Origin of the sequence: Arthrobacter sp. V1I7 (assembly GCF_030817015.1) — a bacterium.
Lineage (GTDB): Bacteria > Actinomycetota > Actinomycetes > Actinomycetales > Micrococcaceae > Arthrobacter.
Genome location: NZ_JAUSYS010000001.1, coordinates 287,202 through 313,530, shown reverse-complemented (window position 1 = coordinate 313,530; position 26,329 = coordinate 287,202). Strand labels below are relative to the sequence as shown.

The window sequence follows — 26,329 nt, the reverse complement described above, 5'->3', positions numbered from 1 at the left end:
TCGTCATTCAAAAGCCCCTTCGTGGTACCTGGTTGTTGAACGCTTGCGGTGTTCCCCGGACGGGCTAGAAGAAGCCGAGTTTGTTTTCGGAGTGGCTGACTAGGAGGTTCTTGGTCTGCTGGTAGTGGTCCAGCATCATGGAGTGGTTCTCCCGACCGATGCCGGAGGACTTGTAGCCGCCGAACGCGGCGCCTGCCGGGTAGGCGTGGTAGTTGTTGACCCACACACGGCCGGCCTGGATCTCGCGGCCGGCACGGTAGGCGACGTTGCCGTTGCGGGACCAGACGCCGGCGCCGAGCCCGTAAAGGGTGTCGTTGGCGATGCCCATGGCGTCGTTGTAGTCGCTGAACCGTGCCACGGAGACCACCGGGCCGAAGATCTCCTCCTGGAAGATCCGCATCTTGTTGTGGCCTTCGAAGATGGTCGGCTGGACGTAGTAGCCGCCGGCGAGGTCCCCGGGCAGCTCGGCCCGGGCACCTCCGGTGAGCAGCCTGGCGCCTTCCTGCTGTCCGATGTCGATGTAGGAGAGGATCTTCTCCAGCTGGTCGTTGGAGGCCTGCGCGCCGAGCTGGGTGTCGGTGTCCAGCGGGTTGCCCTGAATGATCTTCTGGGTCCGGGCAACGGCGTCCGCCATGAAGGAATCGTAGATGCCGTCCTGGATGAGGGCCCGGGACGGGCTGCTGCAGACCTCGCCCTGGTTGAAGGCATAAAGGGTGAAGCCCTCCAGCGCCTTGTCATAGAACGCGTCGCTGGAGTCGGCAACGTCGTTGAAGAAGATGTTGGGGCTCTTGCCGCCCAGTTCCAGGGTGACCGGGATCAGGTTCTGGCTGGCGTACTGGCTGATCAGCCGGCCGGTGGTGGTTTCGCCGGTGAAGGCGATCTTGCGGATCCGCGGGCTGGAGGCCAGCGGCTTGCCGACCTCCGCCCCGAACCCGTTGACCACGTTGAGGACTCCGGCGGGCAGCAGGTCACCGATGAGTTCGGCCAGGACCAGGATGGAGGCGGGGGTGTTGGAAGCCGGCTTGAGGACCACGGCGTTGCCCGCCGCCAGCGCCGGGGCGAGCTTCCACACGGCCATCAGGATGGGGAAGTTCCACGGGATAATCTGGCCCACGACGCCGAGGGGCTCATGGAAATGGTAGGCGGTGGTGTCCTCGTCGAGCTGGGACAGCCGGCCCTCCTGGGCACGGATAGCGGAGGCGAAGTAGCGGAAGTGGTCCGCGGCCAGCGGGATGTCTGCGTTCAGCGTCTCGCGGATGGGCTTGCCGTTGTCCCAGGACTCGGCCACTGCCAGCATCTCCAGGTTGGCGTCGATCCGCTCCGCGATCCTGTTCAGCACCGCAGCCCGCTCTGCGACGGGCGTCTTGCCCCAGGACGGTGCCGCCTTGTGGGCGGCATCCAGTGCCAGCTCAACATCCGCAGCGGCGCCACGGGCCACCTCCGTGAACTGCTTGCCATTCACAGGCGATACATTCTCAATGTATTGGCCGGTTGTCGGAGCCACCCACTCGCCGCCGATCCAGTTCTCGTAGCGGTCCTTGAACCGGACCTTCGATCCTTCTTGGCCGGGCTGTACATAAACAGTCATGGTTACTCCTCTGGAAAACGGACGTCTTCGTCCTGGCCCCATGCTAGAACTTCAAAGGTTGCGCCGAGGCTGCAGCGGGAACCGGCAGCTGCTGACCAGCCCCCCGTTGGGACGCATCCTGGTCCCGATGCGCCCGCGCAGAGAAAGCACCGGACAAGAACATCCTGAATCAAGGGGAACGGCTCGATCCCGATTCCCGTCATCCGGAAGTGGCTGACTGAGAACCCGGGTACAGGATCCTTCCATGCACCATCACGGCGACCATCTGCTGGTGTGCGTCGTCATTCCAGTTTCAGGAGTCCTCCGGTGGCGTGTGATTAGGCCGTAGATTGAAAGGGCATTCGTGGCTGGGGAGCTAATGGAATCTGAAGGTGCATTCCTCGTCATCGAGGGTGATCCGGACATTCGGAGCCTGCTCGCGACGTCTTTCTCCCCTGCTGGCTTTCGCGTCCTCACGGCGCACTTCGGAGCAGCCGGACTCGAGGCGGCAGCTTGTTCCGAGCCGGACCTCATCCCAACTGATCTGACAGGCATGGACCTGGAGGACATTGAGTTCCTTCCCCGCCTGCGGAAGATCTCCGGCGCGCCAATCATCGTCATCTCCGCCGGCGCCGAACCAGCGGACGAACTGATTGCGCTGGCGTCCGGCGCCAGCGCCTACCTGACCAAACCATTCCGGCTCAGATGGCTGCGGGATTTAGTCAGTCACTTTTGACCGACGATGGAAACCGTCGGGATGGCAGGGGCCGGGCAGACCAGGTTCGATGTTTCCGGGACGCCTGTGGCGTAAGGAGATTTGTTCTTGGTTGGCGTCAGGTGCGCGGGGCGCTGCGAGATTCTGCTTCCCGCTGCCCGGCCGAGCGGGGTGTTCTTCCGGGTTTCGGTGACTGGCAGTCGTGTGAAGCCTAGCTTTGTTTTGCCCGGCGATGGGGCGGCGGCATCAAACGCGGCATGGGCCGAATCCCAAGCCTCCATCTGGCCCGGGAGAGTTGTTCACGGGCAAGCACCTAACGGCGGGTCTGCGGACTTTATCCAGGCCGCACGTCAAGGTGAACGGGCGCCAGTTCTCAGGCGATCCGCTTGGTTTCGGCCGTGTAGCTACCGTACTTGGGGAGGAACGGGGGTCATGTGGACTTGGACGTCGGTAGCGTCGGTTCCCGGGTCAGGACCGTCTTGGTGCGGGTGCCGTTGTGGGAGTTCCCGCTACCGCGCCCGCCCACGTCGTGTTTTCCGTATCCGGGATGCTCGTCCAGCTCCGCTTCCAAGCGGTCTCCAGGACGTTCTTCGTCAGCCGGTTCAACAACCCGTCCGGGCCGACGAGCCCGATGCCCTGCTCTTTGGCCCGGGCCAGGAGCTGTTGCGCCAACTCTTGCTGATCCACATCAGTCGCCATGGGATCCATGGTTTCGCTCATGATCGGTCCTTCCTGCCAGGCACCGCCCGGCGTGTCAGGCTGACCCCGGATCCACCGTTATTCAGACACTCCCCCATTGGGACGAGCGGAAATTTGAAGCAAATGTCCCAGGATGGTGGCTGGCTGATCTGTGTCGGCGGCCGGGCTTCATGTGAGCCGCGCCGTGACCCTTTGGGATGCAGTGCCGATAGCCGACGCCCCTCATGTGCGATCAGACTGCCGGGGAGCAGAAAATTCAGCGGATGCCACTTGTCAACATACGCAAATATTCCGCTAACCTGAACGATGCAATCTACAAGAGGCCGGTATGCTTGTGATTGGGGCCACATCTGTCCCCTTTCCGCCTGTCGACCATGGAGCCACCGTGCCTAATTCCCGGTCGCTGTCGCCCAGCCTAGCGGCGGCGACAATTCTTCCCGTTACCCTGCCTCTCCCGGCGTCGAAGCAGCTTGGGGTCAGGTCCGGGCAAGGGGCCCTTCGCAGAATCATTGAGGAGTCCTGGCAGCGTTCGTTGCGTCTGCAGGCCGACCCCGATTTGCCGCCGTCTGCGCTGACCCTCGACGGCGAGGCCCTTAAGGACTACCGCCGGGGCCATCCCTTAGCGTCCATCATGCCGGTGATTCATAAACTGCTGATTCAGCCCAGTTCCGAACAAGGGTTGCTCGTCGCTGTCGGGGATGAACTGGGCCGGCTCCTGTGGGTCGATGGCGATGCTGCCCTGCGCCGGCGTGCCGAGCGCATGATGTTCGTTGAGGGTGCGGACTGGTCCGAGGCCAGCGTCGGCACGAGCGCACCCGGGACCGCCCTGGCGCTGGGCCGCAGCGTCCAGGTCGCCGGTGCCGAGCATTTTAATCGGGCTGTTCACCCGTGGAGCTGCACGGCGGTGCCCTTCCATGATCCGGACACGGGGGCCGTGATCGGAGTCCTGGATATCACCGGCACGGAGATGGCAGTCGCCCCGCATACCCTGACCCTCGTTGAGGCCACCGTGGCGGCCGCGCAGGCGCAGCTTCGCGTGGAGCGGCTTCAGCTGGCCGCCGCGCAGCGGGACCGACTCGCGGAGCGGCGGAGATCTGCGTCCGCCACTCTGTCCAGGACGGTCCGCAGGAGCAGCGCACCGGTCCGGAGTCTGTATCGCAACAGCCTGCAGTTGCTCGGCCGGGACCACGCTCTGCTTAGCATTGAAGGCAGGACGATATCGCTGTCTCCTAGGCACAGTGAGATGCTTGCCCTGCTGAGCATCCATCCGGATGGCCTCAGCGCTGAGGAGCTGTGCAGCCTGCTCTTCGGGGAAGTCCCGGCCATGACGCTTCGGGCGGAGATGGTCCGGTTGAGGAAAGTCCTTCAGCAGTTCAATGCTGCCGCCGTGCCGGAATCCCGCCCCTACAGGCTCACCGTGGACGTCCTGCCGGACGCGGGCCAGGTTCTCAGCTGCCTCCAGCGCGGGGCACACCGGCTCGCCCTGGAAATTTATCGCGGTCCGGTGTTGCCGCGCTCCGAGGCTCCGGGTGTGGTGAAGCTCCGGAGGCGCGTCTCCACACTCCTTCGGGAGGCCCTATTAACGGACGGCAGCGCGGAGGCCCTGCTCCAGTATGCGGAACTTCCTGAAGCGGGCGATGACGTGGCTGTCCGGATGGCGGCGCTGAAACTGCTGCCGCCTCGCTCACCCAAGAGAGCTGCGGTGGTTGCTGACCTGGAGCGTCTGGAATCCGAACTCGGAACACACCGGCGTCCGTGAGATGACTCACAAGGCCGCAACCTAGGCGCAACCCTCCCGTCCCTAGGCTGAGGACAACGGCCATCGCCCCCACTCACAACAAGAGTGAACGATGCTCGTCGCCGACGCCCACGACATCTTCGAGGAGGTTACCCTTGACCCTGGGTTCCCGGCCTTCCTGACAGTTCCCGCATACGACCGGTTCCTGTACCAGGGCCGCAAGGGATCCGGGGATTCGGTCGGTGAGCCCGTGCTCATGGATGCCTGATCCTCGGTAATCGAGCCTCTCGAGATTTCCGTCGCCGGGTTGCTACTCCCTCCGCGGGGCGGGCGGCAGACGACGGATTAAGTCGTAATCGTAATCCCGCTATAAACCGGCCCTTCCCGCTTTCCGGTCAAGCGCAAAACGCGAAGGGTGACGACGGTAATCCGGGACAGAGAGACCTCAAGCAGATAACCTCCGAACCATCGTCAGGCCCCAAGAGCGAGTCAAGACGGCTGTGTCAGGCTCTTTTTGAATTGTCCACCCGCTCGAATTTACGCACATTGGGCCTGACGCTTTACTACTAATCCGCCAACACTTACGGTTACGGCTTCCTGCTTCAGAAAGTACCCCCGGGCTAGATTTCGGTGTCCAATGGGCACGACGCCAGCCAGCGAGAAAAGAGACACTTTTTATGACCACCTGGCGGATCAGGGATTTCCATTCGGCCGACCTTGACGGGATCCTGCACCTCTGGGAATCCCTCAAGGCCACGAACGTCGAGCCGGTCTACGCCCTCTCCGAGGTGCTCGCCTCCTGCGAAAAGGACCACGCTGTCGTCGCGGTCCAGGGCGACCAGGTCGTGGGCGCCGCCGTCGGACGCGCCGCGCACGACCAGGGCTGGATTGTTTTCCTGGCCACCCTGCCGGAATACCGCGGCCGCGGGATCGGCACCTCGCTGCTCGCCGCCGTCGAAAACCGGATGGCCCCGCACGGGCTGGACAAGCTCTCGGCGCTGATGCCCGAAGCCGAAACCCGGGTGGAGGCCTTCCTGGGCCGGGGCTTCGTCCTCAAGAAGAACCTGCGCTACTTCGAACGCAAGATCCCGGTCCAGCGGCAGGAGCTCGACGCGCTGGGGCAGCTGGGCGGCCGCATCCTGGCCCGGGACCTGTGGGAAAACGTGGCAGGCATGCGCAGGGAGAAGGAACTTCTGGAACGGCGCCTGGTCCTGCCGCTGGCCGAGGCCGATCTCGCCGACGAATACGGCGTGGTGCCGCCGCGCGCCGTCGTCCTCTTCGGTCCGCCCGGCACCGGGAAAACGACCTTTGCGAAGGCGATCGCCTCCCGCCTGGAGTGGCCGTTCGTGGAGGTCTTCCCCTCGCGGCTGGCCTCCGATCCCAAGGGGCTGGCCGGTGCGCTCCGCGAGACGTTCCTGGAGATCGCCGAGCTGGAGCACGCCGTCGTGTTCATCGACGAGGTGGAGGAGATCGCCTCCCAGCGTTCGGGCGAACCGCCGTCGCCGCTGCAGGGCGTCACCAACGAACTGCTCAAGATCATCCCGGCGTTCCGTGAACAGCCCGGCCGCCTGCTGGTCTGCGCCACCAACTTCATCCGGGCCCTGGACACCGCGTTCCTGCGCCACGGCCGCTTCGACTATGTCATCCCGATCGGCCTGCCGGACCGCCAGGCCCGCGAGGCCATGTGGCAGCGCTTCATCCCCGCGCCGGTCGTGGACGATGTGGACGTGGAGCTGCTGGTGGACCGCACCGAGGGCTTCTCCCCCGCGGACATCGAGTACGCGGCCCGGAGCGCCTCCCAGCGGGCGCTGGAAAAGGCGGTGTACGACGACGGCGGGATGGCTTCCGGCGGTGACGTCTCCGTCCGCGCGGCGGTCCGGAAGGGCCCGGCCACCCAGGACTACCTCGACGCGATCGGGGACACCCGGACCACCGTGAGCGACGAGGTCCACGAACAGTTCCTCGAGGACATCGACGCGCTGGGCCGGGTGTAGCCTAATCTTTGCAGGGACTTCGCTGATTGCTACGTGGCGGGTAATGCAGGACCGGTCGCCAAGCCGCAGAATCGCAGCGGTCCAAACCCTTATGCGGCGCTTGCCTGGAGCTGGCACGCGGCATGGCACACCCTAGTTACTTGGTCAGCAGCGCTGGTGGCAGTGCTGGCCCGGAAACGAAAGATCAGGCTGCCTGCCGGCGCTAGGGGCGAGAACGATGGCGAAGGTTGCTTGCGGTCTACCCAATCTTCAACGCCGTCGCGCCCTTCGGCGGCGTCAAGCACTCCGGCCTGGGCCGCGAGGGCGGATCCGAAGGCATCGCCGAATACACCCCACCCAGTACATCGGCATCGCCGCCCCCTATGCCGACTGACCGAAACATTTCGGGACCGCCGCACCGGGCGCTGCGGCCTGCCCGGCGACAGGGAAAAGCTGTCAGGCCTTGTCCGGGCAGCTCCAACGACTCACGTTCGAACTACCTCGAGAGAAGAGAAACCGTGATGCACGTTGTCGCCGACTTCCACGTCGAGTACCAGGCCGAGGTGGACGAAAAGCTGGATGCCGCACACGGGGCAGCCCGCAGCATGCACACGCCGACCGGACCCGCGGAGTTCTCCTGACTCGTCACGATTTTGGCCATTTCTCCGTGACTCTTTCAGCAGACGTTCCGTTCGGACTCATCCACGAGCACGACCAGGCCCGCCGGAACGGACGTCAGGCTCCCGCTACGGCTGAACGCCCTGAACGCCCGTTCAGGCCCATGCCTAATCGATAACCGCCCGTGCCCCAGCCTCTCTCACAACAGTATTTCCAACAGCCCAGGCCGTAGACACCTGAGGGACAGCGCTACGAGACGCTCGTGCGCCCTAACAAGCCAAACACCTACCGTCTCACGTACCCGTATTACCAACCCTCGGGCTGGAAGATAGATCAGATATCGCGCTGGCGGCCAAGGGCGACTGTCAGTCGAAGATCCCTGCCGCCGGTACGACGTGCGACAGGGCCGCCTTCTCCGGTGCGGGTGGCTTGTGCCCGTCGTAGGCGCATTTATTGAAGGGGCCTTCTTTGTCCATGAGGATGCGCATATGGGGGTCTGCGTGGTTCAGCCACCAGGTGCTGATCCCCAGGGCCGGCTCAAGCCGGAGATGTTCCAAGCCCGCCAGATGCTTTCCATGCGGATGAGGGCTTCGGGGTGTTTGTACCATTCGGGGCACCAGGCGAACGCTGCGCCTTCATTGACTTCCCGGGCCGTAGGACCGGGCCAGGAGTTCGGCGAAGAACTCAACGGCACTGGAGTACACCAGCTCGGGATCAGGCCCGGCATGACCGTGACAGCCGCTTGTGGACTGAACCTCTTCGTCGCCGAACGCGTCCCCGAAACTCTCCGCTCAAGAGATTTCCCCGTCCGTCCAAGGGGTGTGCGCCGGAACGTCCACCGGCTCACGATCGGCTTTTCCCTTGGTGGTGAGGGAGTCCTTGACCGTCCGGGCGTGGGGGCCGTTCATCCACGGAGTCGTCTCGATCATCGTCGCAGGGGCGCCGGAGGCGCCCAGGATGGCCCGGAACCGGGGCAGCGCCGTCAGATCAGCCACGGACAGGATCTCGTCCTTGCTCTCCTGCCGCGAGGACGAGGACCCGGTTCTGCTGTGGCTGCGGGAGACGTTGATGTAGCTGTACTGACCATGAGGCGGAAGAGCTCATCGAGGTAGCCGACCTCGGAGACGCCGCCGCCATAGATTTTCACGTTCGACGCCGGACCAGAGTTTCCGCATGCCTTCCAGGGGACCAGACCTCCACGCCCTGGGACCATGACTGCAGGATGGTCATGAGGATGATGCCGCGGGAGCCGTAATGGCTGTACTGGTCAGGCAGTGCCTTCCACCGGCACACGTTCGCGGCTTCGTCCAGGATGCGCAGCAGCGGGGTGGCGAGCCGGCCGCCGGGCTGGGTGGTGACGTATTTTTCGGCGGCTTCCACAACTGCCACGGTCAGGACTGCGCCCGCGGGATGGCCTGGCGCTCAAGGATGCGGTCAGAAGGAAAGCTTGAGCAGGTTCTGGCCCCACCGATAGCGGCCGTTATGACAGCCTCAATGCCTGGTTCTGCGTGTCTTGTTCGGCCCGCCCCACGAGGTGCTCGTATCGTCAAGACATGCCAAGGGGACGAGTCGAGAACAGGCCGGGCGCTCCTCACCTCTTGGCAGGTCAAACGTCGATCGATGACGTCCTCAAGGAGAAGTACGACCTGACTCCCCAGCTCCCTCTGCATTGGGCCGCTTTTGAGACCACTCCGCCAGACCGTTGTCTCGACGCCGACTCGGCACCCCTGCCTCCAACAGGCCCGTCTGAGAGCCGCTAGCACCGGCACAGGCTTTGTCCCACACACTTTGGGACAAACTCGGTCGAGAGGCAACTCCCCTAGCCTCAGACAGTCCAAGCGGGGCAGCCTATGGCGCAGCGGACTGCTGCGTTAATTGGGGCGTGACAGTCCCCGCACGGATCCGGCAGCGACAGAGGATATGACTCAAAGAAGAACCCCGACGAACCAATCTGGGACGAACCAATCTGGTGCGAATACGCCGGGCCTACACCGGACGCTGCACCTGATCCACAAGGGGGCGAGTATTGCATCGGCGGTCGGGATAGCATCTGCTCCATGGACAAGGAACGAGAGCTGATTATTGCCAAGCTGGACGCCGACGCCGATCGCCTGCAGGGCCTGAGCCTGGAAGACCTCGGCTACGTTCCCGATCCCAAGGATCTGTCCGTCGAAGACCTGGCCGGCTTGGATTCCGAAACGATGGAATGGATGGCTGGCGTTTCGGGAGAGGACCGCCAGCGGAGTCTGACCCGTGGCCGCCTTCTGGCCGGGACCATCTGGCATGCCTCCGTCCTTCTCATCGATCAGCTGTTTCAGGACATCCACACGCTGCATGATAAGGAGTCGATCACGCGCGAAGACATCGACGAAACCTGGATCCTCTCTGCCCTGCCGCCGCAGTACGCGGAGCAATACAACGGGCTCTTTGCCCAGCGATTCCTGGTGGTGGCCGCTGACATGGTCATTAAACTGGTGGCCGGCTGGACCTCGCCCAGCTGCGTGGCCCAGGAGCTCGCCGTCCGGTGCCTCCTGGACCAGATCGAAATCACCGCAGACACCTACGACCTGGACTTTGACCCGCACTGGCGGGGCATACTCACCGACCGGATCCTCGAAGACACCGACAGCGACGTGCTCTACGACCGGAGTCTTGACGGTTTCCAACACGATGAAGTTCTAAACCAGCAGCTCCGCCTAGCACCCATGGCACTGGAGCACTGGTTCGAACCATTCAATGATGAAAGGCACGTTTCCCCTTACGCCCACTGATCCACTCCCCCGGTCCGAGTGCCTGACGTGCCGGCCGTGTTGCTCTAAGGAAGGCCGTCTATTCCGGCCCCGGGATGAGCTGCGCGCTAGCCTTCACACTCGATGCAGTACGAGTGGCCGTCCTTTTCGCGTTCGAGTTGGGAACGGTGCCGTACCAGGAAGCAGGCGTAGCAGGTGAACTCGTCCCCTGCCTGGGGAATCACCTGAACGATCAGTTCCTCGGCGACGAACTCTCCGCCGGGGGTCATCGCGTCATCCAGTGCGTCGGCCTCGTCTAGGTCGCGGACGACGCTTCTTGCATCCGGTGCACTCGCGGATTGCAGAGCCTCGAGGGATCGATCCTGTGATTCCTTGACGTCGGAACGAACTTCGTCGTAATCGGTTGCCACTGCGGTGATTCTCTTCTCTGATGTTCTTACCGGACCGAAATGCAACCTACACCATGGCTTCGGTATTCCCCTGCGGCGGGACGAGATGCAGTCTTGGTAAGACTTTTCGAGCGTTAGGCCTTCCCTGAGGTGGCATCGTCATTCGCGTCGGGTTCGGCCCATTCCAGTGCTGCGACGATGTGTCCTTCGTTGGGGAGTGCTTGCTGTTCGGCTGGGGGGAGTTTGTCGTAGGTGTAGGCGGAGACGGCCATGGGTGAGGTGGAGCGTCCCAGGCTGTACCGGACGCTCCGGTCGTTCTTGGTGCCACAGATGAGGATGCCAATGGTTTCGTTGTGGTGGCCGCGCCGGAGCACATCATCGACGAGAGCTACGTAGAAGTTGAGCTTTCCGGCATTATGCGCAGCTGCGCATAACGCCGGTTATGCGCAGCGGGACGTTATGCCGAAGTCTTCGTTCGTGCTGGCGTGTTGACGGCAGTCGCCGAAAGGGTTCTTGGCATAACGCCCTTGGCTGTGTTGGTGAGTTTCAGTAGCATTTGTCGCCGACTTCAGGAGCGCCAGTGCAGCCCTTCTAGGGTCGAATGCCGGCGAGAGCCAACATCACAAGGTGTCAGCAAGATCGCTGTTCAACCCAGGCACCTTCGAGCGGGACGCACAATAGGGGATCCTTGACCGGGACGCAATGCTCCGGTCAGACTTCGACCTTGTAGCCAAGAGTGAGGTCAGCGGCATTAGATCCTCTGATGCCCCAGTTCACCTTGGGGGTCTCAGTGATGGTGATCTCAAGACTGTGGGGTGCAACTCCGGCCTCTACCTCAACACGATGGAATAGCTCGGCGATCAGCGCCCGCTTCGCGTCATCGGATCGGCCCTCGAACATGGAGATTTCGATAATCGTGTAGTCGGCACCGCGATCCTCGGGATGGACGAAGTCGTCATCGTCAAGCGCGATAAAGCGTTGGAAGCATTTGTCTGCCGGGTACTCAAGGGCGGCCATGATTGCGCCGTGAATGGCGTTCTTCAGTGCCGCGCGCCGACGGCCAAGTGTCCCTCGATGCCCGTAAACGACGATTTGTGCCATGCAAGCACGATACCTGAAGCGAGACGAAGCTGTCCGTAAGCCGGTCGTTCACCGTGCAACCGACTTCGAGCAAGCGCATCCGCATGAGTTCGGGCCACTGCCATGTACGTTTGCCCCGCACGATGAAATGCCCGGTGAGGGTGCGACAACTGTAACGTTCGAACTTGCTGACATCGGTGTGCAGTTGAAAACATCAATCTTTCCGAAATTGGGATGGTCCTGAAAGTCGGCGACAAACGCCCCCGAGACTCACCGACAAGCCAGGTATGCCTGCGGCGAGGTGATCGGTGGTCCTGGGGCGGTGGTCCTGGTGGTGAAGGCTTTGCATAACGATCCAACCTTGAAGGGTGGCGCATAAGCGCCACAACTCAAGGTTGGAGGGCTGCAATGGAGAACCAGATTGTCACGGTGGCCGATCTCGTGGGGGCGATCATCGCTGAGATGGAGCGGCGGAACTATAAGCCGTCCGTCATCGAGCAGTACCGCATCGTGTGGGACAAGCTGTGCGGGCACTCGGGCGCGATGCCGGCGGGTGCCTTCAGCGTCGAGCACGGCATGGAGTTCTTAGAGGACGTGCTCCACATCCGCTCGCACCCGCTGAGCGAGGCGACCTCCTATCGGTGGATGAAGGCGATCTACTTGCTGAGCGACTTCAAACGTACGGGCGTGCTGACGCTGCGCAGGCCCGGGCGGGAGTTCGTGTTCACCGGCGCGGCCGCCACCCCGTTCCAGGCGTATGTGGCCAGCATGGCGGCGAAGGGCATGTCGTCGGCGCACATCCGTAACTCGAGCACCTACCTGGAGAGGTTCGCGGCGTTCTTGGATCACGCTGACCTAAAGGACATCTCCGGGCTGGATCCGGTTCATGTTCACGGGTTCGTCGAGAGCTTGGCGGTCTATGAGCTGCCGACGATCTACAACGCGGTGTGCGTCCTGCACAGTGTGCTGGGCTATCTGCACGGGGAGGGCATGGTCCCGCGGGACCTGAGCCCGCTGGTTCCCAGGATCCGCTACACGAAGAAGGCCAGGATCCCCTCGGCCTACTCCCGCAAGGAAGTGGAGCAGCTGGTCGCCGCCATCGACCGGGGCAACCCTCGAGGAAAGCGGGATCTGGCGCTCATCCTGCTGGCGGCAAGGCTCGGGCTGCGGGCCTCCGATATCGCCGGACTACGGTTCTCGAACCTCAGGTGGGAGCATGACGCCATCGAGATCGTCCAGCAGAAGACCGGCCGGGTCCTGGCACTGCCCCTACTCAACGACTTTGGCGAAGCCGTCATTGACTACCTGCGCAATGCCAGGCCGTACTCGGACTCCGACTACGTGTTCCTCAAGTTGCACGGACCATGCGAACCGATGCAGCCGATCTCGATCCACGCCGTCGTCTATACACGATTGAAGGCGGCAGGGGTTGTGATCCCGCAGGGGAAGAAGCACGGTCCGCACGCGCTGCGGCACTCGCTTGCCTCGGCTCTGCTGGAGAAAAAGGTGCCGCTACCGGCGATCTCGGAGGCGCTCGGGCACGCCGACACCGGCTCGACTGCGGGCTACCTGAAGATCGATCTGGGACAGCTGCGGGGCTGCGGACTGGATGTGCCCGGCCTCTCCCAGGGGTACCTTGACAGCCTGGGCGGTGAGAACGATGAGGGCCGATGAGCAGGCGTCGTACTACGAGTCCGTCTTCGCCGCCCACATGGCCGGCTTCGTCCGTTACAAGCGCGCACAAGGCCTGAGCTACGCCGACGTGCCCAAGTCGTTGAGGGCGCTGTCCAGGTTCATCGCGTCCACGGGCCACACCGACCTGACGATCAGTCAGGAGCTGATCGACCAGTGGTGCCATAGACGGCCCAACGAGCGTCGCAGCAACCAGCACAAACGGGTCGTGCACACCAACCAGTTCCTCAGCTACCTAGCCGCACAGGGCGTCACGGTGGCTTTCCCGCAGACCCCGAACCGTCGGCGTGATCGTGAATCGTTCACCCCATACGTGTTCACCCGACGCGAGCTGGACCAGCTCTTCGCAGCATGCGACCGCCTCGAGGCCAAAGCACCCTCGGTCATGCCAGTCCTGCTGCCGGTCTTGTTCAGGCTCTTGTATGGGTGCGGCCTGCGGGTGTCCGAGGCGCTGAACCTGACCCGATGTGACGTCGATCTCGACAACTGCTGCCTGACCATCCGCCACGCGAAGTACGACCAGGACCGACTCGTCCCACTCTCGTCGTCGATGGCCGTCATCATGCGCCGCTACGACGCCACCACACCGCGGCTATTCACCGCCGACCGCGACACATGGTTCTTCACCCACAAGGACGGCCGGCCCGTGGCCCCCGACAGCATCTACAGATGGTTCAGGAAGACCCTGTGGGCGGCAGGCATCTCGCACGGCGGCCGTGGTCATGGTCCACGGGTGCACGACCTGCGGCACACCTTCGCCGTTTACTCACTCAAAGCCATGGTCGACCAAGGCGCTGATGTCTACTGGGCGCTGCCGACACTAGCCACTTACCTTGGCCACGCCTCGGTCGCGGCGACCGGGCAGTACGTCCGCCTGATCCCGGATATGTTCCCCGAAGTCACTGCCGCTGTGAGTGCCATCGCCTCGCGCGTGATCCCAGGAGGTGAGCCCGAATGACGACCCACGAATTCCAGTACTATCTCAGCGAGTTCGTCGCTCGGTTCCTGCCCGGCGAGGTCGGCTCAGCGACGAACACAATCATGTCCTACCGAGACTCATTCACCTTGCTTCTCAGGTACTGCAAGGTCCACGAGAACATTACCCCCGAGCACATGACGTGCGAGCTGTTGACCAGGGACCTCGTGGAACGATTCCTGGCCTGGCTGGAGGCCGAGCGGGGCTGCGGCCCAACGACCCGCAACCAGCGACTGGCCGCGATCCGCTCGTTCTGCCGCTACCTGCAAGCCCGGGACGTCGAGCGGATCGGGCAGTACCAGCGTGTCCTGGCGATACCAAAGAAGAAGACCACCACCGCCCCACCCCGCCACCTCTCGCTCGACGGGATCCGGCTGGTCCTCGACCAGCCCGATACCAGCAGAACCTCTGGGCGACGCGACCTCGCAATGCTGGCGTTGATCTACGACACCGGCGCCAGGGTCCAGGAGATCGCCGACCTGACCCTCGGCGACCTGCGGACCGATCCTCCCGCAACAGTCAAACTCACCGGCAAAGGCGGCAAGACCAGGATCGTGCCGCTGATGCTTCCGACAGTCGCACTGGTCCAGCGTTACGCCGACGGCGCTGGTCTCACCGGGCCCGCCAGCAGGTCCCTGCACCTGTTTCCCAACCGCGGCGGAAAGAAAATGACCCGAAGCGGCATCGCCTACATCCTCGATAAGCACGTAACCGCCGCGAGGTTAGCCAACCCCGTGGCATTGCCGGTCACGATTTCGCCACACACCCTCAGGCACAGCAAGGCGATGCATTTGCTTCAAGCCGGAGTCAACCTCGTCTACATCCGAGACATCCTCGGCCACGCCGATCTGAAGACCACCGAGATCTACGCCCGAATCGACGGCGAGATGAAGCGACGGGCACTCCAGAGCGCCTTCACCAACCTCACCCCGCCCGATGCCATGCCCCTGTGGCACCAAGACAAGGACATCCTCACCTGGCTGACCAACCTCGGACGCTGACCCCCACCACCGCGGGGCGTTATGCCAAGAACCCCTTCAGCGACTGCCGTCAACACGCCAGCACGAACGAAGACTTCGGCATAACGTCCAGCTGGGCATAACCGGCGTACTCGGGCTGGAACTTGCCGGTCTTGAGCTCGATGACCACATAGCGGGATTGTTCGATGTGGAAGAACAGAAGATCCAAGTCATCGCCGTCGACATCGAAGTGGACCTGCCGTCCGACGAAGGAGAAGCCGGGGCCCAGTTCGCGCAGCGTCTCGGTGATCCGGCTGGTCAGGGCGTTCTCGAGATCGCGTTCGGCGACTTCTCCGGAGAGTCCGAGGAATTCGAAGTTGTAGGGTCTTTGGCGACCTGCTGGGCCAGCTCTGAATCCGGTGCAACAAGCTGTTGCACAAAGTTCGAGGGCGCTGCCCCGGTGCGTTCCAGGGTTTTGTTCATCATCATGTTCATGAGTACGTTCCGGGACCAGCCGTACTCGACGGCGGCGGAGGCGTACGCGGAACGCTGTTCCGGGGTTTCGGCCTTGTCCAGGAGCACGGTGAGGACCGCCACGGATTCGCCGTGCCGACCGCGTCGAGCACCGCTTACGAGATGCGTTCGGTAGGGGCACCGTTTTGTAACTGCGTCGAGCCGTCTAACGTCAAGGCCGGCGGAGGAAGCTGCCCCATCCGGTTCCAATGCTCAGGCTGCGGCTTTTACCGCCCCGATCCGTCCTACCTACCGGTGATCGAGGACCACATCCGCTCGCTGAAGGCTGACCGCGAGACAGCGGCCGCGATGGACGTCGACACCTACGTGCTGCGAAATCTCGATGACCAGATCGAGAGCTACCGGCACGTCCTGGGCGGCATGAAGGAGCATCTGGACGCCCTGCCAGAGGATGAGAGACAGGAAGTCGAGCAGGCCGGTATCCTGCTACGCCGCATACGCGCCGGAGGCGGCGGTCGAACGCAGCTACCCCTCACTGTCAAGACCGGGACACACACCTCGTGACGACGAACGCGGCGGGGAAGCCCGCGCCCAGAACACCCGCCCAAGTGCTGTTGAAATCCCGGCAGAAGGAAAGCCGCGAGAAACGCGCAGCTGTCGCACGGGAACTCGGCGAAATGCTCGCTGACGGCGATCCCATCACCTTCGTCAAGGTCGCGCGCCGGGCGAAGGTCTCGACTTGGCTCGTCTATTCACCTGGCACACGAGAACAGGTCCAAGAGGCTATCACCAAGCAACGCCAGCCCAACCAGACCACAAGCCAGCCGGCAGGAATCGAGTCCCTCCGAACCGACCTGGCAATGGCCCGTCAAGAGATCAGCGTCCTCCGCCGCGAACGTGAGGACCTGCGCGCAAGCCTCAGGCAGGCTCTCGACCGCCAACTAAACAACCTCAGCGCCGCCCCTCTGGTCGACCGGCTCAATCGCCTTGCCGGCGAGCTGGCGGAGGCCCGCGCATCGAACACCGAACTGAACCTCCAGATCACGGCCCTACAGAACGACCTCACCGCGGCCCGAACCAGCCTCCGGCGCATGATCCGGGAGCAGAACACCGACACGAGCAGATAGCGTCCTTAAGCAGCCCGTGAAAGTGCAGCGATACGTGGAAGTCCTTTGGCCGCCTATTTATGTCGCCCTCGCTGCCCGCAAGAGCGCAGAATATGGTCCGCCGGGACAGACACATCGACTGTCGCGTCCTGCCGGCTTGTCTCGAAACGCTAGTGTTTTGAGACGGAACGGTTTCGAGACACCAAGTTTGATGGGGAACCCTTCACGCCTTTCGGGGCGTCGAGCTTCGGGCGGAGGGGAACAATAGAGCCATGGCACGAGGTAATCTGCGTATCTTTCTTGGGGACCGCGAGGGGCGCACGCCTCCGAGGCTGGGGCGGCGCCGGGAGATACCGGCATTTATTCTCGCGCTGGGGCTCCCCCCGCTCCTGCAGTTCCTCCTGGACCTTCTGCCCCACGACCAGCTGTCAACGGACATGCTGGTACACCTCACCGGCATTGTTGGGGTCGCGCTGCTCGGGGGGCTCTGGCCCGCAGTGCTGGCGGCCGTCTTCGCGGGGCTGATCGTGAATTACTTCAGTGTCCGGCCTGTGGGCTCACTGTCGGTGATTGATCCCGAGAATGTCCTGGCGTTGCTGATCTTTGTCCTGGTGGCGGTGGCCGTGTCACTGGTAGTGGACCGGTCGGCCAAGCTCAGCAAGGAAGCCCGCATTGCCGGCGCGGAAGCGGCCGTCCTCAGTGATTTGAGCCGAAGGGCAGTCGCCGAAGGAAACAGTATCCCCGCATTCCTGGATAAAGTCCGGGAACATTTCCAGGTGAAGGGAGCTGGTTTATGGGCCAAACGGGAGACCGGCCCGGGCAAGATCGTGGTATGGGAGCTTCAGGAATCCTCTGGCGAACCCCAACCGGGTGACGTATCAGAGGCTGAAACTGTGGAGCAGCTGGACGGGGACCGGATGCTCACACTCACCGGAAAGGAACTGACTCAGGATGAACGGCGGCTGCTGGCCGCCTTCGCTGCACATCTGCTGGCCATGGTCCAGCGCGAAGAGCTCACCGCGAGCCAGCGCGAAAACCTTCGCCTTGCCGAAGGCAACACCATGCGGACATCCATTCTGCGGGCGGTGTCCCATGATCTCCGCACTCCGCTGGCCGGCATCAAGCTCGCCTCCAGCAGCCTGCGTGATAAGACCATCACCTTCAGCGCTGAGGAGCAGGAAGAACTTCTCGCCACCGTGGAGTCCGGCGCAGACAGACTGGACCGTCTGGTCAGCAACCTTTTGGATATGTCCAGGATTACCGCTGACTCGGTCGCACCCCTGATCCGTCCCGTCTATTGGGCCGACCTGGTAGGCGAAGCGCTCCGCGGCACGGACTCCGAGCGGCTCCGCGTGCTGCTGCCTGACAACATGCCCCCAGTCGACGCCGACCCCGGAATGCTGGAGAGGGTCATTGCCAACCTGGTTGAAAACGCCCTGAAGTATGCCCCCGACTCCGATGTCGTGATCGCCGGAGCCGTTGGCGGTGCCGGCAGTGCAAGAATTGGGGATGTCCCCGCCAGTGAACTCACCGTCGTCGATCACGGCTCGGGCATTCCAGCTGACAAGGTATTGGCAATGTTCCGGCCCTTCCAACGCGCTGATGACACCACCCCCGGAACAGGGATCGGTCTTGGTCTTGCCGTGGCAAAAGGGTTCACCGAAGCCATGGGCGGGGTCCTCCTGGCGGAGCCCACCCCTGGCGGGGGGCTGACCATGGTGGTCCGGCTGCCGCTCTCCACGGGCGTAGCGCCGTCCTCCGGTACGAAAGGACTCCATGGCATCAGTACTGATCGTTGACGACGAAGTTCAGATCCTCCGAGCCCTGCAGATCAATCTGACCGCCAGGGGCTACTCGACGGTGACCGCGTTCAACGGTCACGATGCTCTGGAACAGGCAGCACAGCATCCGGTGGACGTCATCATCCTTGACCTTGGGCTTCCTGACCTGGACGGGGTTGAAGTGATCCGCAGGCTCCGGCGTTGGAACGAAGTTCCTATTGTGGTCCTGTCAGCACGGCACGGTTCCGATGACAAAATTCAGGCCCTGGACGCGGGCGCTGACGATTACGTAACCAAGCCCTTCGGGATGGATGAACTCCTGGCCCGCCTCCGGGCAGCCCTGCGGAGAGGATCATCCGGGGACGTCCCCGTCATCGAAACCGAAGCCTTCACCGTCAACCTCCCCGCCAAGCAGGTAACGCGCCGCGGAGTTCCTGTCCGTCTGACTCCCACTGAATGGAACATCCTGGAGCTGCTGGTCAGGAACAGCGGCGCCCTGGTCACGCACGAGGAGATCCTCAGACAGGTGTGGGGACCGGCCTACGCCGAGGAGACAGGCTACCTGCGGGTCTACCTCGCACAGTTGCGGCGAAAGCTGGAAACAGACGCGGCGAACCCGCGGCACCTGCTGACCGAGTCCGGACTGGGATACCGCTTCCAGGAATAGGCCCAAGCACTGAGCTTCGGCTGCGGCCGAGGGCGTTAAGAAAGCATTAAGATCCGCGGAAACGCCGCGTTGACAGGCTTTGCCCGGTGCTACGCTCCGGTGGTTATCAGCACAGCGTCGCGCCTGAAACGGGGACTGTTGTGCCTGTTCAGGCAGTAAAGAAAGACACGTCCTTGACGGCCTCCGCCCAGTTTTCCATCCCTGCCACCGTTCCGAACCCCGAACGGGAAACCGTACCCGCGAACGGGTTGGTTCGGTGGCTGCTCGAACACCGGGTCAACCAGCCCGTCGGGCCTGAAACCACCGAAACCCATGCCACCCAGCAGAGCTGGTGGAAGGTCATGTGCCTGACCGGGGTCGACTACTTCTCCACCCTGTCCTACCTGCCCGGCATCGCTGCCTTGGCCGCCGGGGCACTGTCACCGCTGGCGACGCTGCTGATCGTGGCACTGACACTGCTCGGGATGCTCCCGATGTACCGGCGGGTGGCCAAGGAAAGCCCCCACGGGCAAGGGTCCGTGGCGATGCTCGAACGGCTCCTGCCGTTCTGGCAGGGAAAGATCTTCGTACTGGTCCTGCTCGGCTTCGTCGCGACCTCCTGGATCATCACCATCACCCTTTCCGCGGCTGACGCGACAGTGCACCTGCTCGAAAACCCCTACCTGCCGCCCTTCCTCGAAGGCCAGGCCGTGCCGATCACCGTGGTCCTGCTCCTGATCCTGGGCGGAGTGTTCCTGATGGGCTTCTCCGAAGCCGTCGCCGTCGCGATCCCCCTCGTTGCCGTCTTCCTGCTGATGAACGCCATCATCATCGGCACCGGAATCATCGACATCTTCTCCACCCCCGGCGCCTTCACCACCTGGACCGAGGCCCTGACCTCCTCCGGAGGCGGCTTCACCGGAATCATCGGCCCGGCCCTGGTCGCTTTCCCCCTGCTGGTCCTGGGCCTGTCCGGATTCGAAACCGGCGTCAGCATGATGCCCCTGGTCGCAGCCAAAGGCACCACCCCCGAGGAAAAACTCGCCAGCCGGATCAAAAACACCCGCAAACTCCTGACCGCAGCCGCACTGATCATGAGCGTCTACCTGCTGGGCAGCAGCTTCGTGACCACCGTGCTTATCCCCGCCGAGGAGTTCCAGGCAGGCGGCGAAGCCAACGGCCGCGCACTGGCCTTCCTGGCCCACGAACACCTGGGCAACGGCTTCGGGTCCGTGTACGACATCAGCAGCGTCCTCATCCTTTGGTTTGCCGGGGCCTCCGCGATGGCCGGTCTGATCAACATCGTCCCCCGCTACCTACCCTCCTACGGCATGGCCCCGGACTGGTCCCGCGCCGTCCGGCCCGTGGTCCTGGTCTACACCGCCATCAGTATCCTGATCACCATCGGATTCAACGCCGACGTCAACGCCCAGGCCGGCGCCTACGCCACCGGAATCCTGGCGATGATGGTCTCCGGCGCCATCGCGGTCACCATCTCCGCCGTCCGAAAAAAACAACGCCGCGCGTCCATCGGCTTCACAATTCTGACCGTAGTGATGCTCTACGCCCTGGCCGCCAACGTGATCGCAAAACCGGACGGCATCACCATCTCCGGATTCTTCATCCTCGGCATCATCGCCGTCTCCCTGGTCTCCCGGGTCAGCCGCACTACCGAGCTGCGGGTGGACAGGATTGAGTTCGACGATGATGCGCGCCGCTTCATCAGCGACACCCTGAAGTTCGACGGCCGGATAAACCTCATCGCTAACCGGCCACAGGCCCGGGACGGCGCCGAATACGCGGACAAGGAAGCCGTCCAGCGGGAGAACAACCCCGTCCCCGGCACAGCAGATGTCATCTTCCTCGAAATCGACATCACCGACCCCTCCGAGTTCAGCGACACCCTCCAAGTCCACGGCGTTGAAGTGGACGGCCACCGGGTCCTGCGGGCCCAAAGCCCGGCAGCGCCCAACGCCATCGCCGCTATCCTCCTGGCCCTGCGTGATGCCACCGGGATCCGCCCGCACGCCTACTTCGAATGGTCTGAAGGAAACCCTCTGGCCCACCTCATGCGCTACCTGCTCCTTGGACGCGGCGATACCGCCCCCGTGGTCCGGGAGATCATCCGTGAAAACGAGCCGGACCCCGACCGCCGCCCGGGCATCCACGTCGGGTGAGCCGCAAAGAAGACCCGCCCTCCCATAACGGCAGCCCGGGCGCGGACATCTTCAGCATCGCCGCGGTCCAGAAGATGCTCCGCGACGGCAAAGCCGGCAGGAAAGAAAACATCATCCGCAAGGTGATGTCCCATCCCGTCCGGGCCGTTCCCCTGGCGTTCCTGCTCGTCATCATCATCGGGGCGGCCCTGCTGATGCTCCCCGTGTCGCGGACCGCCCCAGGCGCTGACGCGTTCATGCCGGCCCTGTTCACCTCAGTCTCGGCCGTCTGTGTCACCGGCCTGATCACCGTGGACACCGCAACGTTCTGGACACCCTTCGGTCAAGGCATCATCCTCGGGCTCATCCAGGCCGGCGGATTCGGGATCATGACCCTGGCAACGCTCCTGGCGCTGCTGGTCCGCAAAAGCATCGGTCTGCGCGGCCAACTCGTCGCCCAAACGGAAACCCACACCCTGAACCTCGGCGACATCCGCACCGTCCTGATCCGGGTAGCCAAAATTATGCTCGGCTTCGAAGCCACAACAGCCCTGATCCTCACCATAAGGTTCTGCATCGCCTACGACCAGAACCCCGCCACCGCGCTCTGGCACGGCATCTTTCACGCGATCTCCGCCTTCAACAACGCAGGTTTTTCCCTCTACAGCGACAATCTGATCGGCCTGGCCGAAGACCCCTGGATCATCACCCCCATCTGCCTGGCCATCATCGCCGGCGGACTCGGGTTCCCCGTCATCATCCAACTCACCCGCGGCGAACTCAAACCCAAAAACTGGACCACCCACCTGCGCCTGACCATCTACGGAACACTCTTCCTCCTGGCCGCCGGAACAGCACTGTTCGCGGCCTTCGAATGGAACAGGAACGAAACCCTCGGCCAGCTCTCCCTCACCGGGAAACTCCTCGGTTCGTTCGCCGGCGGAGTCTTCCCCCGCACCGCCGGGTTCAACAGCATCGATTACGGCGCCGCGGCACCGGAAACACTCATGATTACCAACATCCTGATGTTCATCGGCGGCGGCAGCGCCGGCACCGCCGGCGGCATCAAAATCACCACCTTCCTCGTCCTGGGCTTTGCCATCTGGAACGAAGTGCGCGGCCGGGACCAGGTCACCATCGCCCACCGCTCCATCAGCTCCTCCTCGCAACGCCAGGCCCTGTCCGTCGCCCTGCTCGGCATCGCCGCCGTGGTCTCCGGAACCATGCTTCTGCTCATGTTCACCGACTACAGCCTCGAAAAGGTGCTCTTCGAATCCATCTCCGCCTTCGCGACCGTCGGGCTGAGCACCGGCATCACCTACAACCTGCCCCCGTCCGCAGAATGGGTCCTCATGGCCCTCATGTTCACCGGCCGTATCGGCACCGTCGCCGTCGCCTCAGCCCTCGCCCTCTCAGCACGCCCCCGGTTCTACCGCCTCCCCGAAGAACGCCCCATCATCGGGTAGCACCGTCCTGCTCGGTACAGTGAACGGGCGTCTTTGCGCGGTGCGGGTACATTCACCGGTGCCCGGCTGCAGGGTCGGCATGTCGCAACTCAATTCACCCTGCGGCGGCTTTCTTCCCCGCATACTTCGTACCAAAAAATTGCTCCCGGTTCCGGCGCGCGAGTATCAAGGTTTCGATAAAGAGCATCCATCAGTCGGGTTAGTTCTTCATCCGACAAGCCGGAAATGAGCACCGCCGGACCTCTGGGATCGCCCATGATCCTCAAAAGTTGCGTGTCCGTCATCGGGGCGACGATTTCAGCCGGCAGTCGGCTCCTCGTCATTGGCGACAGCCTCGATCCAGTCCACAGCCTCGTCGGAAAGCAGGGGACCGTCCGCTGATCCGCCAACCCACCACGCAGAATCAGCCGTGCCGCCTGCAACCGCGAGGATGTCGGCCATAACAGGCTGGGGCAGCGGCTCGCCGTTGTGCTCAATGAGCCAGTTGCGGGTTTCCGCCTGGACCAGTGGCCACCACTCGGAGATGCTCATTAATGCAGTGTCGCACCCACGAAGTCGTGTGCATACAGCTTCCGCAAGACGGGAGTTGACTCCCCCACGCAGATTTGAAACCGCAGCCAGTTCCCGGACGGATGTTCCCCCAACAAAGAATGTTAGAACACCCGCCACGCAAATCCTCCGGCAGGCACGGGCTCCCGTCAATGCAAGGACCACGGCCGCCTGGTCTGACTCACTCGCATACCCTTAGCCGGGTCAAAGATGGGGCGCCTGGGGTTGTCTTGCTTCACGACAGGGCTTCTGGCCGATGATTCCCGTCCCGGTGGTGGTGACGAAGGCGGAACGCGAACGCAAACATCCAGGTCATGAATGTGATCAGGAAGACGCGCTGCACCAGGCCCTTCCACTCGAAGAGCCCGGTCCCGGGCTGCTGACTGATACTGAGGATCACTATCCCGAGGCAGAGGAGAACACCGGCGGACAGTGTCCATCCCGCGAACGGGCCCCAACTCGGGTCAGTGCGGAAACGCCGGTAGAAGACGAAGCAGCATAGGGGTGCGAACGAAAGAAGAGCGCCCCGAAAACGCCATGCACGACACCGTGCGCCGTGATTTGGCCCACCATCACCGACGGGTCGGTTGTGAAGGGTCCAGACAGCATGAGACTCGCGCCCATGCACTGAACAAGCGCCGGACCGGCCCGGGAAGCCGCGCCGGCGCTGAAATGAGGGCGAAGGCCGTCGCCGAACACCAGCATGAACGCGCCTGTCAGCACGAAGTTCAGGACCTGGATCCATCCATGGGGGCCAAGCGACAGTTCGCTGACAAACATCGCCGCCCAAGAATAGCCAGGGTACAACCACGTCGGAATGGTGAAGGCGGCCACAAAAAGGACAGACCCGATCATGCCGGCAGCGGAGGCCACTTCAACCCGCCACTCCCGGGCCACGACTCTGCGAGCCACAACCTGACACCACAAGGTGAAGCCTAGCTGTGATTGAGGCGGTCTGGATTGTTGAGAAGCGGTGACGCGCGATGGGCCCCGTCCGTGGTCCTGAATCAAGGACCACCACGATCACCGCTGGGTACCGTCTCATATCCCTTTGGATACGAGACGTCTCTCTGGACCAGCCTGCGGCTCTGGCGGCCGTCCCTGAATTCAGTGCAGTGCCAAGCCTTCGTCGATAGCCGACAATTCTCGTAACCATGTATCGAAACCACCTGCTTGAATCGGCGTATGCATTGTTAGTTACGAGACACATTGAGAGGCGTCATGATGAAGCTGATCGGGTACGCACGTGTTTCGACGCGACAGCAGTCCACTGACCGGCAGCAGGCTGATCTTCTTGCCGCCGGCGTCCGCGATGACCTGTATGTGGATCACGGGGTGTCTGGGGCTCGAACTTCACGCCGCAGTTCGATCAGGCCCTCGACGCGCTGATCGATGGCGACACCCTGGTCATCACGACGCTGGACAGGCTCGGACGTTCGACCCAGAACATGCTCGCCTTCGCCGCGAACTTAGGGCAAAAGGCGCGGGCCTGCGCGTTCTCAACCCAGCCAGCGCCACCAGCGTGACCGCTCCGGTTCCGGCGTCGGTTCCGGCTCCGGTTCCTCGCCCAAGGCCAGTGCGGCCTCGACGATGTCGTCCGCGGTGAGCGTCATGACGGCCTCACGATCAAGCGCGTCGAGACTTTGTTCCTCGTCGAGCGAGAGCCGCAGCGCCTGGCGGTTGAGCGCCTGCTCGAACAGCGTGCGGGCGAACCGTGCGTTGCCGGAGTCCTCGCCCGCGTGGAGCCCGGTGAGGATGCGGCGCAGCATCTGGTCCGCACCCGGCTCCAGCGTGTACTCGTGCTGGGCCAGCATCTGGTGGAAGATCGTCTGGAGCGCGTCGACGGAGTAGTCGGGGAACGTGATCTCGCGGGCGAACCGGGAGCGCAGTCCGGGGTTCGAGAGCAAGAAGGACTCCATCAGCCGCGGGTACCCGGCCACGATCACGACCAGGCGGTGGCGGTGGTCCTCCATCCGCTTAAGCAGGACCTCGATCGCCTCGGGGCCGAAGTCCATTCGGCCGTCCTCCGGGGCCAGCGCGTAGGCCTCGTCGATGAACAGGACGCCGTCCAGCGCACGCCGGATCACCCGGTCCGTCTTGATGGCGGTCGCGCCGACGTACTGCCCCACCAGGCCCGAACGGTCGACCTCGACCAGGTGGCCTTTCTGCAGCAGACCGACCGCGCGGTACATCTCGGCCAAGAGCCGCGCCACAGTGGTCTTGCCCGTGCCCGGGTTTCCGAGGAACACCAGATGCTGTGATGTGGCCACCTCCGGCAGGCCGTGCGCCTTACGGCGGGCCTGGACTTGGAGCAGTGCGACGAGCGCCCGCACCTGTTCCTTCACGGTCTCCAGTCCGACCAGCGCGTCGAGCTCGGCCTGCACCTCGGACAGCGGCCGGGCCGGCCCGGGCCTCGCACCGATGAGATCGCCGAGCAGGTCGTCGACGCGCTCCGAACTGGGCAGCTTGAGCTGATCGGCGAGATGGCCGATGGTTTCGCGCAGGTCGTCGAGTGGATTGCGGCTGGCAGCCATGCATCCACTGTAGTACTGGATTCCCGACCGGGGTGGGGTTGGCCTCACCAGTATCAACTCCCTTTTGGTCGTAGTAGTCACGCGGTACAGGCAGTCTCCGTTGGATAATGCGGGCACTGGCCGCGCAGGATGGTTGAGCCGGTGGAGCGGGCACGTACGATCCGCAGGAATCTCAATGATGTTGTCAACGGATATTGGCGTGCCGCTCCGGTGTCCCTGCCGGTTTGTGGCCGGGACACCTCAGTAGCTTTTAGCTGGTCCAGCCGGGGTAGGGTTTCCGGTCCTGGTCCGGCAGACCGGCGGCTGTGGCGGGGAGGCTGTCCGGGCCGTCGGACTGGCCGCATTTCCAGTGGAAGAACACCTCGGCCGTGATCGCTTCGAAGCAGGCGTCTTGGGAGCGGAACCAGTGCGTGGAGGTGTCCCCTTCGACGTAGGTTGGCATACCCGCAACCAGGCAGCGC

General features: G+C 63.3%; 24 protein-coding genes and 6 pseudogenes. 17 read left to right on the top strand and 13 right to left on the bottom strand.

Annotation, left to right across the window (positions count from 1 at the left end):
- Positions 1-64 precede the first annotated feature (64 nt).
- Positions 65-1,588, bottom strand: coding sequence for an aldehyde dehydrogenase family protein (locus tag QFZ69_RS01430; protein WP_306915094.1), 1,524 nt, complete (start codon positions 1,586-1,588; stop codon positions 65-67).
- 358 nt (positions 1,589-1,946) lie between these two features.
- Here QFZ69_RS01430 and QFZ69_RS01425 point away from each other — a divergent pair, with 358 nt between their 5' ends.
- Positions 1,947-2,303, top strand: coding sequence for a response regulator (locus tag QFZ69_RS01425; protein ID WP_306915092.1), 357 nt, complete (start codon positions 1,947-1,949; stop codon positions 2,301-2,303).
- A gap of 445 nt (positions 2,304-2,748) precedes the next feature.
- Here QFZ69_RS01425 and QFZ69_RS01420 read toward each other — a convergent pair.
- A pseudogene (locus QFZ69_RS01420) lies at positions 2,749-3,002 on the bottom strand (transposase); the annotation flags it as partial.
- Between the two features lie 424 nt (positions 3,003-3,426).
- On the opposite strand from QFZ69_RS01420, the gene QFZ69_RS01415 reads away from it, so the two are divergent.
- The 5 genes and pseudogenes from QFZ69_RS01415 (at position 3,427) to QFZ69_RS01395 (ending at position 7,333) form a co-directional block, all read left to right on the top strand.
- Positions 3,427-4,740 (top strand): GAF domain-containing protein, encoded by a 1,314-nt coding sequence (locus tag QFZ69_RS01415; protein WP_306919559.1) that lies wholly within the window; start codon positions 3,427-3,429, stop codon positions 4,738-4,740.
- A gap of 91 nt (positions 4,741-4,831) precedes the next feature.
- Positions 4,832-4,987 carry a hypothetical protein gene (locus tag QFZ69_RS01410; protein WP_306915088.1) on the top strand — a complete coding sequence of 52 codons (156 nt, stop codon included), beginning with the start codon at positions 4,832-4,834 and terminating at the stop codon, positions 4,985-4,987.
- Between the two features lie 409 nt (positions 4,988-5,396).
- A complete protein-coding gene (locus tag QFZ69_RS01405) occupies positions 5,397-6,713 on the top strand; it encodes an ATP-binding protein (RefSeq protein WP_306915086.1) in 1,317 nt (438 codons plus the stop codon).
- Between the two features lie 245 nt (positions 6,714-6,958).
- Positions 6,959-7,086: pseudogene (locus tag QFZ69_RS23220) on the top strand (aldehyde dehydrogenase family protein); the annotation flags it as partial.
- A 124-nt stretch (positions 7,087-7,210) separates the two neighbouring features.
- Entirely contained in the window at positions 7,211-7,333 is a 123-nt protein-coding gene (locus QFZ69_RS01395; protein ID WP_306919728.1) for a hypothetical protein, read from the top strand.
- Positions 7,334-7,675: 342 nt separating this feature from the next.
- On the opposite strand, the pseudogene QFZ69_RS23215 reads toward QFZ69_RS01395, so the two are convergent.
- From QFZ69_RS23215 to QFZ69_RS01380, 3 genes and pseudogenes are all read right to left on the bottom strand, one after another.
- Positions 7,676-8,037, bottom strand: a pseudogene (locus QFZ69_RS23215) (DUF4913 domain-containing protein).
- Between the two features lie 64 nt (positions 8,038-8,101).
- On the bottom strand, positions 8,102-8,305 hold the full coding sequence (locus QFZ69_RS01385) for a hypothetical protein (protein ID WP_306915083.1): 204 nt from the start codon (positions 8,303-8,305) through the stop codon (positions 8,102-8,104).
- Between the two features lie 148 nt (positions 8,306-8,453).
- Entirely contained in the window at positions 8,454-8,699 is a 246-nt protein-coding gene (locus tag QFZ69_RS01380) for a TraM recognition domain-containing protein (protein WP_306915081.1), read from the bottom strand.
- Between the two features lie 668 nt (positions 8,700-9,367).
- Here QFZ69_RS01380 and QFZ69_RS01375 point away from each other — a divergent pair.
- Positions 9,368-10,081 (top strand): hypothetical protein, encoded by a 714-nt coding sequence (locus QFZ69_RS01375; protein ID WP_306915079.1) that lies wholly within the window; start codon positions 9,368-9,370, stop codon positions 10,079-10,081.
- Positions 10,082-10,167: 86 nt separating this feature from the next.
- Here QFZ69_RS01375 and QFZ69_RS01370 read toward each other — a convergent pair whose 3' ends face one another.
- From QFZ69_RS01370 to QFZ69_RS01360, 3 genes and pseudogenes are all read right to left on the bottom strand, one after another.
- On the bottom strand, positions 10,168-10,470 hold the full coding sequence (locus tag QFZ69_RS01370; RefSeq protein WP_306915077.1) for a DUF4193 family protein: 303 nt from the start codon (positions 10,468-10,470) through the stop codon (positions 10,168-10,170).
- A 113-nt stretch (positions 10,471-10,583) separates the two neighbouring features.
- Positions 10,584-10,856, bottom strand: a pseudogene (locus tag QFZ69_RS01365) (PDDEXK nuclease domain-containing protein); the annotation flags it as partial.
- 304 nt (positions 10,857-11,160) lie between these two features.
- Positions 11,161-11,550, bottom strand: a complete 390-nt coding sequence (locus tag QFZ69_RS01360) for a tautomerase family protein (protein ID WP_306915075.1) — start codon at positions 11,548-11,550, stop codon at positions 11,161-11,163.
- A 387-nt stretch (positions 11,551-11,937) separates the two neighbouring features.
- Here QFZ69_RS01360 and QFZ69_RS01355 point away from each other — a divergent pair, with 387 nt between their 5' ends.
- The 3 genes from QFZ69_RS01355 to QFZ69_RS01345 are packed head-to-tail and all read left to right on the top strand — an operon-like array spanning position 11,938 to position 15,198.
- The gene (locus tag QFZ69_RS01355; RefSeq protein ID WP_306915073.1) at positions 11,938-13,203 is read left to right on the top strand and encodes a tyrosine-type recombinase/integrase; all 1,266 of its coding nucleotides are present in this window, start codon (positions 11,938-11,940) and stop codon (positions 13,201-13,203) included.
- Positions 13,190-14,179, top strand: coding sequence for a tyrosine-type recombinase/integrase (locus QFZ69_RS01350; RefSeq protein WP_306919558.1), 990 nt, complete (start codon positions 13,190-13,192; stop codon positions 14,177-14,179). Before QFZ69_RS01355 ends, QFZ69_RS01350 begins: the two co-directional genes overlap by 14 nt.
- Positions 14,176-15,198 (top strand): site-specific integrase, encoded by a 1,023-nt coding sequence (locus QFZ69_RS01345; protein ID WP_306915071.1) that lies wholly within the window; start codon positions 14,176-14,178, stop codon positions 15,196-15,198. Before QFZ69_RS01350 ends, QFZ69_RS01345 begins: the two co-directional genes overlap by 4 nt.
- A gap of 49 nt (positions 15,199-15,247) precedes the next feature.
- On the opposite strand, the pseudogene QFZ69_RS01340 reads toward QFZ69_RS01345, so the two are convergent.
- A pseudogene (locus tag QFZ69_RS01340) lies at positions 15,248-15,744 on the bottom strand (PDDEXK nuclease domain-containing protein); the annotation flags it as partial.
- Between the two features lie 180 nt (positions 15,745-15,924).
- Between QFZ69_RS01340 and QFZ69_RS01335 the strand changes: the two are divergent.
- The 6 genes from QFZ69_RS01335 to QFZ69_RS01310 all read left to right on the top strand — a co-directional run bounded on the left by QFZ69_RS01335 (position 15,925) and on the right by QFZ69_RS01310 (position 22,785).
- Positions 15,925-16,194, top strand: a complete 270-nt coding sequence (locus tag QFZ69_RS01335) for a hypothetical protein (protein WP_306915069.1) — start codon at positions 15,925-15,927, stop codon at positions 16,192-16,194.
- 44 nt (positions 16,195-16,238) lie between these two features.
- The gene (locus QFZ69_RS01330) at positions 16,239-16,757 is read left to right on the top strand and encodes a DUF6262 family protein (protein ID WP_306915068.1); all 519 of its coding nucleotides are present in this window, start codon (positions 16,239-16,241) and stop codon (positions 16,755-16,757) included.
- 251 nt (positions 16,758-17,008) lie between these two features.
- On the top strand, positions 17,009-18,535 hold the full coding sequence (locus QFZ69_RS01325; protein WP_306915066.1) for a DUF4118 domain-containing protein: 1,527 nt from the start codon (positions 17,009-17,011) through the stop codon (positions 18,533-18,535).
- Positions 18,513-19,184, top strand: a complete 672-nt coding sequence (locus tag QFZ69_RS01320) for a response regulator (protein ID WP_306915064.1) — start codon at positions 18,513-18,515, stop codon at positions 19,182-19,184. The genes QFZ69_RS01325 and QFZ69_RS01320 overlap by 23 nt, the downstream gene beginning before the upstream one ends.
- A gap of 173 nt (positions 19,185-19,357) precedes the next feature.
- Positions 19,358-21,340 (top strand): amino acid transporter, encoded by a 1,983-nt coding sequence (locus QFZ69_RS01315; protein ID WP_306915062.1) that lies wholly within the window; start codon positions 19,358-19,360, stop codon positions 21,338-21,340.
- A gap of 74 nt (positions 21,341-21,414) precedes the next feature.
- Positions 21,415-22,785: a TrkH family potassium uptake protein gene (locus tag QFZ69_RS01310; RefSeq protein WP_306919557.1), complete on the top strand. Its 1,371-nt coding sequence runs from the start codon at positions 21,415-21,417 to the stop codon at positions 22,783-22,785.
- A 297-nt stretch (positions 22,786-23,082) separates the two neighbouring features.
- Here the strand turns inward: QFZ69_RS01310 and QFZ69_RS01305 are convergent, their stop codons facing one another.
- Both QFZ69_RS01305 and QFZ69_RS01300 read right to left on the bottom strand, forming a co-directional pair.
- The gene (locus tag QFZ69_RS01305; protein ID WP_306915060.1) at positions 23,083-23,316 is read right to left on the bottom strand and encodes a hypothetical protein; all 234 of its coding nucleotides are present in this window, start codon (positions 23,314-23,316) and stop codon (positions 23,083-23,085) included.
- A gap of 417 nt (positions 23,317-23,733) precedes the next feature.
- Positions 23,734-24,189, bottom strand: a complete 456-nt coding sequence (locus QFZ69_RS01300; protein WP_306915057.1) for a DUF998 domain-containing protein — start codon at positions 24,187-24,189, stop codon at positions 23,734-23,736.
- 366 nt (positions 24,190-24,555) lie between these two features.
- Here QFZ69_RS01300 and QFZ69_RS01295 point away from each other — a divergent pair.
- Positions 24,556-24,838 (top strand): annotated as a pseudogene (locus tag QFZ69_RS01295) (recombinase family protein); the annotation flags it as partial.
- Here the strand turns inward: QFZ69_RS01295 and QFZ69_RS01290 are convergent.
- Both QFZ69_RS01290 and QFZ69_RS01285 read right to left on the bottom strand, forming a co-directional pair.
- Positions 24,834-25,868 (bottom strand): AAA family ATPase, encoded by a 1,035-nt coding sequence (locus QFZ69_RS01290; RefSeq protein WP_306915056.1) that lies wholly within the window; start codon positions 25,866-25,868, stop codon positions 24,834-24,836. The pseudogene QFZ69_RS01295 and the gene QFZ69_RS01290 overlap by 5 nt on opposite strands.
- A 250-nt stretch (positions 25,869-26,118) precedes the next feature.
- On the bottom strand, positions 26,119-26,310 hold the full coding sequence (locus tag QFZ69_RS01285) for a hypothetical protein (protein ID WP_306999865.1): 192 nt from the start codon (positions 26,308-26,310) through the stop codon (positions 26,119-26,121).
- Between the last annotated feature and the right edge of the window lie 19 nt (positions 26,311-26,329).